The following is a 12,131-nucleotide window of genomic DNA, read 5'->3' on the forward strand; positions in this document are numbered from 1 at the left end:
GAGCGCATTATAGAAGATGGCGCGCACAGCCACCCGCCTTGCGTGGCTCGGCAAACGGCAGGCCTTTGGCGAGCGCTGACCGCTCGCCGCCGCCCACTGCCGGCGTCAGCGCCTACCGGCAATCCACGGCGGCGGTATAATGCCGTCCCTCAAAGCCCCATGGCGGCAAGCCTGCACCTACTGGAGACCGTTTAAATGAACACCTCTGTCATTCGCCCGGTAATTCTCTGTGGAGGGTCGGGCACCCGTCTGTGGCCGCTGTCGCGGACGCATTACCCGAAGCAGTTTCTCCGCCTGGTCGACGACTTTTCGCTGCTGCAGAACACGCTGCGCCGCCTCGACGGGGTCTCCGGGCTGGGTGAAGCCATTGCCGTCGCCAACGAAAACCACCGCTTCCTGGTTGCCGAACAGCTTCACGAAATCGGCCAGAAGGCCGACATTCTCCTCGAACCGGCCGCACGCAACACCGCACCGGCCGTCGCCGCAGCCGCGGTGCACGCCCTCCGCACCGGCATTCACCAAGAGCCGCCGCTACTCCTCGTCCTGCCATCGGATCATGTCATCGCCAACGTGCCTGCTTTCCAGAAGGCGATCAGTGCGGCGATTCCACACGCCCGCGCGGGCGCCCTGGTCACCTTTGGCGTCGTCCCCGATCGTGCCGAAACCGGCTACGGTTACATCCGTCGCGGTGAGGTCGTCGAGGGTGGTTATGCGCTCGACCGCTTCGTCGAGAAGCCCGACGCGGAAACTGCGCAACGCTACCTTGATTCCGGCGACTACTACTGGAACAGCGGCATGTTCCTCTTCGGCGCCAACACCTACCTCGAAGCCCTCGACCGCTATGCGCCGGGAATCCGCGAGTGCGTGACTGCGGCCGTCGCCAGCGAACGCTGCGACCTGGACTTCGTGCGCCTCGATCACGCGGCTTTTCTCGCCAGCCCGTCAAAATCGATCGACTATGCCGTCATGGAGAAAACCGACCATGGCGTCGTCATTCCGCTCGATGCGGGCTGGAACGACATCGGCGCCTGGGATGCAATGGCTGCGCTTGGTCAGGCCGACGACAACGGCAACACGCAGCGCGGTGACGTACTGAGTATCGACACCCACGATTCGATCCTTCTCGCTGACGGGCAATTGCTGGCCACCGTCGGCGTCAGCGGACTGATCGTCGTTGCCACGCCAGATGCGATCCTGGTAGCCGACAAAGCGAAGGCGCAGGAAGTCAAGGCGCTGGTCGAGGCCTTGAAGCGTTCGGCGCGCAGCGAAACCGAACTGAGGCACATCGTCCATCGCCCCTGGGGAAGCTACGAGGGGCTGGCGCATGCGCCGCGCTATCAGGTCAAGCGCATCCTGGTAAAAGCCGGTGCCAGCCTCAGTCTGCAAAAACACCATCACCGTGCCGAGCACTGGGTCGTCGTCAAGGGCACGGCGCTGATCGTCCGTGGCGAAGAAACGCTGTTGCTCTCCGAAAACCAATCGACCTATATCCCGCTCGGCGTCGTCCATCGTCTGGAAAATCCGGGCAAGATCGACCTCGAAATGATCGAGGTCCAGTCCGGCAGCTATCTTGGCGAGGATGACATCGTCCGCCTGCAGGACAGCTACGGCCGCTGACCCGATGAGCGTCGCGCCGGCCGCACGCTGGCGGTGCCTGATGGCTGACTACGCTGAGCCCTCTTTGCCTCTCCACCCTCCCTCTGAAAAGGTCCGCACATGATTCTGGTCACCGGCGGCGCCGGCTTCATCGGCGCAAATTTCGTGCTCGACTGGCTGGCACAATGCGACGAGGCGCTGCTCAACCTCGACAAACTGACCTACGCGGGCAATCGCGAGAACCTCGCGTCGCTGCTCGACGACCCGCGGCATATCTTCGTGCACGGCGACATCGGCGACAGCCAGCTCGCCACCAGCCTCCTGGCGCAATACCAGCCACGGGCGATCGTCAACTTTGCTGCCGAGTCGCATGTCGATCGCTCGATCCATGGTCCCGAGGACTTCATCCAGACCAACATCGTCGGCAGCTTCCATCTCCTTGAAGCGACGCGCGCCTATTGGGGGACGCTGGCTGGCGAGGCCAAAGAGCGCTTCCGCTTTCTGCACGTGTCGACGGACGAGGTCTATGGTTCCCTGGCCAGCGATGAGCCGGCTTTCAGCGAAACGCACGCCTATGAACCGAACAGCCCCTACTCGGCAAGCAAGGCCGCGAGCGACCATCTGGTGCGCGCCTACCACCACACTTACGGGCTGCCGGTGCTGACCACCAACTGCTCGAACAACTACGGTCCCTATCATTTCCCGGAAAAACTGATCCCGCTGATGATCGTCAATGCCCTCGCCGGCAAAGCCCTGCCGGTGTATGGCGACGGCCAGCAGATTCGCGACTGGCTGTACGTCAAGGATCACTGCACGGCAATCAGGCGCGTGTTGGAAGCCGGCCGCCCAGGCGAGACCTACAACGTCGGCGGCTGGAACGAGCAGCCCAACCTCGATATCGTGCACACCGTCTGCGACCTGCTCGACGAACTTCGCCCACGTTCGGACGGCCGCCCCTACCGCGAGCAGATCACCACGGTTGCCGACCGCCCCGGCCACGACCGGCGCTACGCCATCGACGCGCGCAAGATCGAAAACGAGCTGGGCTGGAAACCGGCAGAGACTTTCGCCACCGGCATTCGCAAGACCGTCCTCTGGTACCTGGAGAATCAGCAGTGGGTACAGCACGTGCAATCCGGCGCCTACCGCGATTGGGTCGAAAAGAACTATGGCGGGCGCAAGCCATGAAAATAAAGCGATGAAAATACTGCTCTTCGGCAAGCGCGGACAGGTCGGCTGGGAATTGCAACGCAGCCTGGCTCCGCTCGGAACCGTGATCGCCCTGGATCACGAAGGCGATGGCCCACTGTGCGGCAGCTTCACTGACCTCGCCGGCCTGGCAGCCTGCGTGCGCGCGGTTGCACCGGACGTGATCGTCAATGCCGCCGCCCACACGGCGGTCGACAAGGCCGAATCGGAACCCGAACTGGCGGGAACGCTCAACGCCCTGGCTCCCGGCGTGCTCGCCGAGGAAGCCAGCCGCCTCGGCGCCTGGCTGGTGCACTACTCGACCGACTACGTATTCGCAGGCAGCGGCGAAAAGCCCTGGCAGGAATGCGACGCGACCGCGCCCCTGAGCGTCTACGGTAAAACCAAGCTCGCCGGCGAACAGGCGGTCGCCGCAGCCTGCACCAAGCACCTCATCTTTCGCACCAGTTGGGTGTACGCCGCGCGCGGCAACAACTTTGCGCGCACCATGCTGCGCCTGGCGAGCGAACGCGATCAGCTCAAGGTAATCGCCGATCAGATAGGCGCGCCGACCGGCGCCGAATTGCTGGCCGACGTGACTGCGCACGCCATTCGCAGCGCCTGGCAACAACCAGCGCTCGCCGGCCTCTACCATCTGGTGGCTGGCGGCGAGACCAGCTGGCATGGCTACGCCCGGCACGTCATCGACTTCGCCCGGCAAGCCGGCGAGGCCATCCGCGTCGCGCCGACAGCCATCGAGGCGGTGCCAAGCAGCGCCTACCCCTTGCCCGCCCCACGCCCGCACAACTCCCGCCTGGACACGCGCAAGCTGCAAGCTGCCTTCGATCTGCGCCTGCCCGACTGGCAGGTCGGCGTGAACCGCATGCTCGTCGAAGTTCTCGGGCAATGAGCCCTGCGACGTCGCTACTGGCACCGAACGGCTGTGAGGCACCGAATCGTGGGATGATGGAGCCCTCGTTGCACAGATCCTGAAGGGAGTCCGCGTTGCTCTGGTGGCTGGCATATATCGCGCTGGGTCTGTTTACCGGCTTGTTCGCCGGCATGCTCGGCATCGGCGGCGGACTGCTCATGGTCCCGACCTTGACCATGATGTTTGCCGCGCAGGCGGGATTTCCGGCGACCGAGGTCCTGCATCTGGCGCTCGGCACATCGATGGCCGCGATCCTGTTTACGTCGCTTGCCAGCCTGCGCGCCCACCACCAGCATCAGGCCGTGCTGTGGAAGGTGGTTGGCCAGATCACCCCCGGGATTCTCGCCGGCACGCTGATCGGCACACTGTTCGCCGGCAGCGTGCCGTCCAGACCTCTGGCGCTCTTCTTCATGGTCTTCGTCTGCGTGGTCGCGGTGCAGATGATCCTTGACCTGAAACCCAAGGCCTCGCGCGAGTTACCCGGCGCGTTCGGCGTCTTTGGCGTCGGCACCGGCATCGGCGCGCTGTCGGCGCTGGTCGCCATCGGCGGGGGGGTCCCTCACGGTACCCTTCCTGACCTGGTGCAACGTCCGCGTGCAGCATGCAATAGGAACGTCGGCGGCGGTCGGCTTCCCGATCGCCATCGGCGGTTCGCTGGGTTACATTTTCAACGGCTGGGAGCACCCCGGCCTGCCACCGTGGAGCGTCGGCTACGTGTACCTGCCGGCGCTGCTGTGGCTGGTGCCATCGAGCATGCTCATCGCACCCCTCGGCGCCCGCCTGGCGCACCGCTTGCCGGTGGCCACCCTGAAGCGTCTTTTCGCCGCCATCCTGATTCTCCTGGCAGCCAAGATGATGTGGGGTCTGTCCGTTTGATGTGCGGGTCGCAGGCCCCTTTCACGGCAAAGGCGGCGATCAGCGGCCTCTGAATTCCGGCTTGCGCTTCTCGATGAATGCCGACAGGCCTTCGCGATAGTCCTCGGTCGCGAGAAAGGCGAACGAAGCACGCAGTTCCTCGTCACTCAGCGGCGCACCCTGCTGCAGTCGACGCAGCCATTGCTTGTGCCAACGGGCAACCAGCGGCGCGCCGGCGCAAATGCGGCGAGCACTGGCGTAAGCCTCGTTAACCACTTCGTCCTCCGTCACCACCCGGGTAAGGAGGCCTTTGGCGAGCGCCTCATGCGCACCGAGAATGCGCCCTTCGAGCAGGATTTCCAGCAGGCATGCTGGTCCGGCCAGACGCAGCAGACTGGCCATCTCCGCGGGATACATCGAAAAACCGAGCTTGTTGATGGGCGCACCGAAACGCGACGACTGCGCGGCGATGCGCAGGTCGCACTGCGCGGCAATCTCCAGCCCACCACCGATGCATGCTCCCTGCAGCAACGCGATCGTCGGCTGACGACAGTCGGCCAGAGCTTGCAGAGCGGCGCCCGCCTGCCCATGGTAGGCCATTGCCCGCTCTACTGTGTCGCGCCTGCTGAGAAACTCGTCGATGTCGCCACCGGCGGCGAACGCTTGATCACCGTCGCCACGGACCACTACGCAGCGTATCTCTTCGTCGCCCGACAATTCAGCGACGATCTCGGCCAGGCTCTGCCACATGGCAAAGTCGATGGCGTTGAGTTTGCCCGGATTCGAAAGGGTCACTGTGGCGACCCTTTCGGCGTGCGTGCATAGAATACGCCCGCTCATGTCGGCAGTTCTTGAGTGGCGTTGCTCCTGGCCAGCGCCTGGCGTCCGGAAAGAATGTGATCGTGCATCGCGACTTGCGCGCCCGCCGCGTCGCCGGCCTTGATCGCCGCCAGGATGATCGCGTGTTCGGCGAGCGACTGCTGCACACGACCGTCGATGCTCAGCGAAAACCGGCGCGTCAGTTTGAGCACCTTGCGCAGGTCCTGGATCACCTGACGCAACCTGCGGTTTCCCGACATTTCCTGGATCTGGTAGTGAAACGCCTGATTGACCTCAAAAAAGTGCTCGATCTCCTTAGTCTCGGCAAAGTGCTGTAGTTCCGCGTGCAGCGCATCGAGCCTGGCCAGATCGTCGGGCTGTGCCCGGGTCGTCGCCTCGAGTGCGCAACGCCCTTCGAGCATGGCCATCAAGGGAAAAATGTCATCCAGGTCCTGCTCCGAGATTTCGGTGACGAAGCAGCCGCGACGTGGCCGCAAGGTCACCAGGCCTTCGGCGGCAAGGACCTTCAGCGCTTCGCGTAGCGGCGTGCGGCTGATCCCGTAATCGGTTGCCAGAGCCTGTTCGTCGATTCTGGCTCCCGGGGCTAACTGATGCGCGAAAATTCTCTGCCGTAGTCTTTCAGCGACCTCCTGGTAGAGGGCCGTCTGGGCGATTTGACTGGGATCCATCGATCTCTTTTTTTCTACTGATTCGTTCAGGGTCTCAGACGAGACCTTGCTTTCATAATTATGGATACAGTATTATTCGTCGAGCGGGGTGTCAAGTGCTAGCGATCTTTGTCTGCCATAGCGGCTCGCTTGGTCGGTATAATTCCTTGGCTCGTCGGGGCGAATTTCCCACCCCACCCCATCCCACTGATTTCGTGAAAGGTTCCGTAATGTCCAACGCGAACAATCCTGCATTAGCTGATTCATCCAACCTCGATGACTGGAAGAAGGCTGCCGCCAAAGCACTGCGCGGTGCCGAACTCGAAACGCTGAACTGGGTAACGCCCGAAGGCGTGGTCGTCAAGCCCCTCTATACCAGGAAGGATCTGGAAGGCCTGCCCTACACCGACACCCTGCCAGGCTTGGCCCCATTCGTCCGCGGCCCGCAGGCAACGATGTACACCGGCCGGCCATGGACCATCCGCCAATACGCCGGCTTCTCCACCGCTGAAGCGTCGAATGCCTTCTATCGCAAGGCGCTGGCGGCCGGCGGTCAGGGCGTCCTCGGTAGCCTTCGACCTGGCCACCCACCGCGGCTACGACTCCGACCATGCGCGCGTCACCGGCGACGTCGGCAAGGCAGGCGTGGCGATCGACTCGGTCGAAGACATGAAGATTCTGTTCGACGGCATCCCTCTCGAGAAAATCTCGGTGTCGATGACCATGAACGGTGCCGTGCTGCCGATTCTTGCCGGCTACATCGTCGCCGCCGAAGAACAGGGCGTGCCGCAGGACAAGCTCTCGGGGACCATCCAGAACGACATCCTCAAGGAGTTCATGGTCCGCAACACCTACATCTATCCGCCGCAGCCGTCGATGAAGATCATCTCCGACATCATCGGCTACACCGCGCAGCACATGCCGAAGTTCAACTCGATCTCGATTTCGGGTTACCACATGCAGGAAGCCGGCGCCACGCAGGCGCTCGAACTGGCGTTCACCATTGCCGACGGTCGCGACTACGTGCGCACGGCGATTGCTTCCGGCCTGGACGTCGACGCCTTCGCCGGCCGGCTCTCGTTCTTCTTCGCCATCGGCATGAACTTCTACCTGGAAGTGGCCAAGCTGCGCGCTGCCCGCCTGTTGTGGTGGAAAGCGATGCAGGAGTTCGAGCCAAAGAATGCGAAATCGAGCATGCTGCGCACGCACTGCCAACCTCGGGCTGGTCGCTGACCGAGCAGGATCCCTACAACAACGTCGTGCGTACGACCATCGAAGCGATGGCCGCGGTTTTTGGCGGGACGCAGTCGCTGCACACCAATGCCCTTGACGAAGCCATCGCCCTGCCAACCGAGTTCTCTTCGCGTATTGCCCGCAAACACTCAGCTGGTGATCCAGGAAGAGACGCACATCACCAACGTCATCGACCCCTGGGCCGGTTCCTACATGATGGAGAGGCTGACCCAGGATCTCGCCGACGAGGCGTGAAGATCATCGAGGAAGTCGACAGCATGGGCGGCATGACGCACGCCGTCGAATCCGGCTGGGCGAAGATGAAGATCGAGGGCTGCGCGGCCAGAGCACGCAGCGCGCATCGGACTCCCCAAGGACTCATCGTCGTCGTGACCAGTACAATCGGGCAAAGCCAGACGACCGAAATCCGCGATCGTCAACATGGCCGTCCGCTCACTCGGATCGCCCTCCTGAAGCGCTTTCGCGCCGGCCGCGATAACGAAAATCAGCCGCACTGGCCGACCTGACACGCTGCGCCGAGAGCAAGATCACCCTGCATCGACCTGTCGATCAAGGCTATGCGCCTGCGCGCCTCGGCTTGCGAATTTTCCGACCCCTGGAAGCAGTTTAGGCGTTTTCCGCCGCGCCACTCACAACTGTTCCGGTGTCTACGCTACGGCGCGGTCGTCAGAAGGGATCGCCATCTGGGAGGCGCTGAAGCCGAAATCGCCCGTTCAAACGAATACGAAGGCGGCGGCCGCCGGATCATGGGTCGCCCACTCGGCCTGATGGCACGACCGTGGGTGCCAATGTGGTGGCCCACGCCTTTGCCGACCCTCGGCTCGACATCCGCGTCGGCCCGCTCTTCCAGACCCGTGAAAAAGCGGCCGGCTGGCATCGGGAACGCGTGCATGGCAATCCGGTGTAATCGTCCCTCGCGCACGGCACAAGACGCTGTGCGGCGCTGTTCAAGGCCGCCTCCGATCAGGGAGCCACGACATCTCGGTTTTTTTGTTTGCAGCGGGGTGTCCGGCGCAGGACTATTACTTCCTGTCAATTCTGACGCCATAGGCCATTTTCCGTACCGGAACGCTTATCGCGAGGTTTCTGCTATGACCATCGTCCGAGATCCTCAAAGCTCCGCCACGCCGCCTCTGCCTGAGCACCGCACACTGCTTTGTCAGCCATGGATATGACCCCTCGTCAAACCACCATCTGGCCCGGCTGACCGGCATCTCGTCGACGGCGTCCCTCCGCCTGCCGTCGACGGGCCTGGCCAAAGCCTCACCCTCGTCGAATCGACGCGCACTGATCATATCGTCGCTCCCTACAGGTCGCTCAGCCGGCGCTGCTCCCCGCACACCACAACCGTGACTAACCCTCCGCGTCGGCATCTCCTTTCTTCAATCCGGTGCCGCAAATCAATTGTTATGCGAATCGCTCGGCCTGTTCCTATCGGCGCGGCAACGCGTCGCCCGTGCTCGCCCGTCGCCCCCCGTCGTCTCATTTCTCCGTCCGGTTTCGATCTCCGGTGACAAGACGCGCATGGAACTGCTCTCTGCCAGCGCGACGAAGCCTTCGATCCGTCCCGCTCCGTCCTCGGTTCGCTGGGCGGGGTCGCCGTACAGACACGCGAGGCCGTGCGTGCTCTGCGAAGCCCGGCGGCTTATGACGTGCCATCGTCGGACCGGGTCGGCTGTCGGTCATCCAAACGACGGTAGCCGCATGGTCGATGCGTTCGTCCTGCTGCAGTTACCCAGCCAGGGCGATTGACCGCAGGCCCTCAGTAAGGGCACTTGTCGAAAATTGCCGACCTGATCATCTTCAACAGGCCGATATCGACGCAACCGCCGCGGCTATGCCGCGCGCAGGTCCAGATCGACGCACTGAACCCATGCTGCGCACGCCACCCGAACTGGCGGCCGCCGGTTCTCACACTGCGGCGCTTGGCAATCGCGGCTTCGCCGAGTGTCTGGGCCGAAATCGGCGCTACCCATGGCTCATGAAGGCAGCGGCCGCATTCGAACAAAAGCGGTCCCTCCGGCAGCGGTGGCTGGTGTGGAGCCTGATAGATTCTCGGTCTGCGCCGCTACTTCCGCGCCACATCCGGCCATACGAGCCGGGCCCTGGCCCGTAGCTTTCCATTGATGTCAGCCGAGGGCGGACGACGCCCGGCGCCGGCTGCCGCACGGCTGCTGCCGCTTGATGAGGAATGATTTCTTGAGGGCGGTCAGGACGTCCGACTCGCAGCGTAGTTCTGATGTTTTGAGTATTTTGATTGACCCGACCGTTAGTGATTAAACCTTATGCAGACATTATTCGCCAGCTTCAGAAAAGCGTGCTGACTGCGTGTCTGGTTAGGTTTTGGCCAAACTGCATCGATAACCAGCACGCAAGGGCCAAACTGTCCGCCGCGAGCGCATCGAGCTCTTGCTCGAACCGCGGTTCCTTCTGAGATGGGACATGTTCAAGGAAACCCGTGGCACGCTTCGCATGGCCGCAACATTCGGTCCCCGGCGACGGTGTGGTACAGTGGCTGCCGGAACCATCAACGGCCGCCTGATGTTCGTCTTTTCGCAGGACTTCACCGTCTTCGGCGGTTCGCTGTCCGAAGCGCATGCTGAAAATCTCAGGTCATGGCCCACCGCGATCAAGGTGGAGCGCCGGTTATCGTCCTCAAACGACTCCGGGCGCGCACGCAATCCAGGAAGGAGTCGCTTCGACCTGGCCGGTTTGCCACAGAGTTTTCCAAGCGCAACGTTCTCGGCCTCAGGGCGTCGTTTCCGACAGAGTCTCGCCTGACATAAGGACATTGTTCGCCGGCGCGCCGTCTATAGCGCCCTCGATACCGACTTCATCTTCATGGTCAAGGACTCGTCGTACATGTTCGTCACCGGCCCCGAATGGTCCAGACGGTGGACCCTGAAGACGTCTACCGCCGAGAACATTGCGGCGCCGTCCCCACACCAGCATCCGGGGTTGCCGACCTGGCTTTCGAAAATGATGTCCGCGGCCTGATGATGCCGCGCCGCTTCATCAGCTTTCCTGCCTTCGAACAACCGTGAAGCCACCCCGCCCTGCCCTCCGCAGGATCCGCGAGCGCCTCGACTTCTCGCATCGACCCCTGTACCACATACCACAAGCCGTACAACATCAAGGAACTGTCATCAAGGGCGCCGGCTGATAGGCGACTTCTCGAACTGCAAAGCGCGAGTACTCCAGAAACATCGATCATCGCTTTGCGCGCATGGACGGCTCGACCTTCGCATCGTCGCCAACCACCGCTGGTCCTGCCGGCTTGCTGGACACTCACGAGCTCATACAAGCGGCGCGCTTCGTGCGCTAACGCGAACGCTTTCACCAACAGTCCGGTTGTGCCTTGTGGTCGACGCTTATCCCGGTTTCATGCCCGGCACCTCGCAGAAGTACGGCGTCATCACAGCAGCGCCAAGCATGCTCTAACCCTAAAGCCGAGTGACACGGTGCCCAATGATCACCGTGATCAACCCCCGCCAGGCCTACGGCTTGTGCCTACGAACGTGTGGCCTCCAGCCCCTTCTGCGCACGTCCACTTCGCCGGGCCCTCGCGAAAATCGCCGTCCTGGGTCCGAAAGGCGCGTCGAGATCATTTTCCGCGGGAGAATGAATGACCGGACAACTGCGCCGCACGCGAACGTAATACAGCCAAAGTTCGCCACCCTTCGTCCGCCGGACCCGCGCTATCATCGACTAACGTGATCTGGCGCCGAGCACCCGCAGCGCATCTTCCGCTCACCTGTCCATTTCTGCGGTAACAAGAAACTGGAAAACCTGCGCAAGCCGGCACTTCCGCTTTGATCCCGGGAGAATAGAGTTTTCAAGAAAATACTGTCGCCAACCGCGGCGAAATTGCTCCGGTCCTGAACGCCCCAGCAGATGGGGTTCCATTGACAGGTCGCCGTCTATTCCGACCGAAGGCTCGATGGCACGTGCTGATGGCCGACGAAGCCCGTGTGTATCGCCCTGCAGCGTCCAAGGACTCGTACCTGGCGATGGACAAGATCATCGCCCCTGCAACGACCGGCGCGAGCGGTGCATAAAAAACCTGGCTACGGCTTCCTCTCCGAGAACGAGATTCACGCGTCGTCTCGAAGAAGCGGCATCAGCATCATCTTCATCGCCCGAAGCACCATTCGTTCGCCGCCATGGGCGACAAATGCCTCGACAGACACTGCTCAGAAGCCACGGGTACAACCATCCCCCTACATACCGCGCCTCGAAGATTCCGCTACCGGCCGTCGGCTCGCCAAGGATCATCGGTTACCCGGTCAGATACAAGGCCTCTGCCGGTGGTGGCGTCAAGGACTGCGCGTCGCCTCACGACGCGGGGCCGCCGAAGGCTTTGATGCCTGCCGCACGAGGCGCGGCAACGCTTTGTCGACGATCGCGTGTTCATCGAGAAGTTGTCTGGGGACCCGCACCATATCGAAATACAGCTCCTTGCCGACTCCTGTTGGCAACACGTCCTATCTGCTCGAACGCGATTGTTCGATCAGCGACGCACGAAGTCACGATGACCCGTCGCCCTTTTATCGAGCAGCCTCCCCAAAGCCTGGGTGAGCAGGCCGTGGCACTGGCCAAGGCGGTGAAGTATCCAGCGCTGTACCGTCGCGTTCCGTCGTCGTTCCGTACAAGTCGTTCTACTTCCTGGATGATACTCGCCTGCAAGGTCGAGCATCCTGTCACCGAAATGATCACCGGCGTGATCAACGTCGATGATGATCCGCGCGCCGCCGCGAGAACTCACTTGCGTGGTTTCGTGCAGGGACGATATCAAGGCCATGCTGGGCCATCGAGTGCCG

Annotated in this window: 6 protein-coding genes and 4 pseudogenes; 8 read left to right on the forward strand and 2 right to left on the reverse strand. The window is 62.5% G+C overall.

The features are described from left to right. Positions 1-195 precede the first annotated feature (195 nt). The 4 genes and pseudogenes from QZ648_RS19870 to QZ648_RS19885 all read left to right on the forward strand — a co-directional run bounded on the left by QZ648_RS19870 (position 196) and on the right by QZ648_RS19885 (position 4,591). Positions 196-1,617, forward strand: coding sequence for a mannose-1-phosphate guanylyltransferase/mannose-6-phosphate isomerase (locus QZ648_RS19870; RefSeq protein ID WP_291995801.1), 1,422 nt, complete (start codon positions 196-198; stop codon positions 1,615-1,617). 99 nt (positions 1,618-1,716) lie between these two features. After that, positions 1,717-2,784, forward strand: a complete 1,068-nt coding sequence (gene rfbB / locus QZ648_RS19875; RefSeq protein ID WP_169065364.1) for a dTDP-glucose 4,6-dehydratase — start codon at positions 1,717-1,719, stop codon at positions 2,782-2,784. A 10-nt stretch (positions 2,785-2,794) separates the two neighbouring features. Then, complete coding sequence (gene rfbD / locus QZ648_RS19880) at positions 2,795-3,694, forward strand: dTDP-4-dehydrorhamnose reductase (protein WP_291995800.1); 900 nt, start codon at positions 2,795-2,797, stop codon at positions 3,692-3,694. A 152-nt stretch (positions 3,695-3,846) separates the two neighbouring features. Continuing rightward, a pseudogene (locus QZ648_RS19885) lies at positions 3,847-4,591 on the forward strand (sulfite exporter TauE/SafE family protein). A gap of 39 nt (positions 4,592-4,630) precedes the next feature. Here the strand turns inward: QZ648_RS19885 and QZ648_RS19890 are convergent. Together QZ648_RS19890 and QZ648_RS19895 are read right to left on the reverse strand one after the other, a co-directional pair. After that, on the reverse strand, positions 4,631-5,410 hold the full coding sequence (locus QZ648_RS19890; protein WP_291995799.1) for an enoyl-CoA hydratase-related protein: 780 nt from the start codon (positions 5,408-5,410) through the stop codon (positions 4,631-4,633). Beyond that, positions 5,407-6,078: a GntR family transcriptional regulator gene (locus tag QZ648_RS19895; protein WP_291995798.1), complete on the reverse strand. Its 672-nt coding sequence runs from the start codon at positions 6,076-6,078 to the stop codon at positions 5,407-5,409. The genes QZ648_RS19890 and QZ648_RS19895 overlap by 4 nt, the downstream gene beginning before the upstream one ends. A 209-nt stretch (positions 6,079-6,287) precedes the next feature. Between QZ648_RS19895 and scpA the strand changes: the two are divergent. From scpA to QZ648_RS19915, 4 genes and pseudogenes are all read left to right on the forward strand, one after another. Beyond that, positions 6,288-8,304: pseudogene (gene scpA, locus QZ648_RS19900) on the forward strand (methylmalonyl-CoA mutase); the annotation flags it as partial. 1,392 nt (positions 8,305-9,696) lie between these two features. Further along, positions 9,697-10,092, forward strand: a pseudogene (locus QZ648_RS19905) (carboxyl transferase domain-containing protein); the annotation flags it as partial. A gap of 1,625 nt (positions 10,093-11,717) precedes the next feature. After that, a complete protein-coding gene (locus tag QZ648_RS19910) occupies positions 11,718-11,846 on the forward strand; it encodes a hypothetical protein (RefSeq protein ID WP_291998063.1) in 129 nt (42 codons plus the stop codon). Then, positions 11,843-12,131, forward strand: a pseudogene (locus tag QZ648_RS19915) (hypothetical protein); the annotation flags it as partial. The gene QZ648_RS19910 and the pseudogene QZ648_RS19915, both read left to right, overlap by 4 nt.

This window comes from Candidatus Accumulibacter sp. ACC012 (assembly GCF_907163155.1).
GTDB lineage: Bacteria > Pseudomonadota > Gammaproteobacteria > Burkholderiales > Rhodocyclaceae > Accumulibacter > Accumulibacter delftensis.

Excerpts from the sequence above, each read along its gene's own strand:
- QZ648_RS19870 (WP_291995801.1), top strand. The coding sequence starts at position 196 with ATGAACACCTCTGTCATTCGCCCGGTAATTCTCTGTGGAGGGTCGGGC.
- rfbB (WP_169065364.1), top strand. The coding sequence starts at position 1,717 with ATGATTCTGGTCACCGGCGGCGCCGGCTTCATCGGCGCAAATTTCGTG.
- rfbD (WP_291995800.1), top strand. The coding sequence starts at position 2,795 with ATGAAAATACTGCTCTTCGGCAAGCGCGGACAGGTCGGCTGGGAATTG.
- QZ648_RS19890 (WP_291995799.1), bottom strand. The coding sequence starts at position 5,410 with ATGAGCGGGCGTATTCTATGCACGCACGCCGAAAGGGTCGCCACAGTG.
- QZ648_RS19895 (WP_291995798.1), bottom strand. The coding sequence starts at position 6,078 with ATGGATCCCAGTCAAATCGCCCAGACGGCCCTCTACCAGGAGGTCGCT.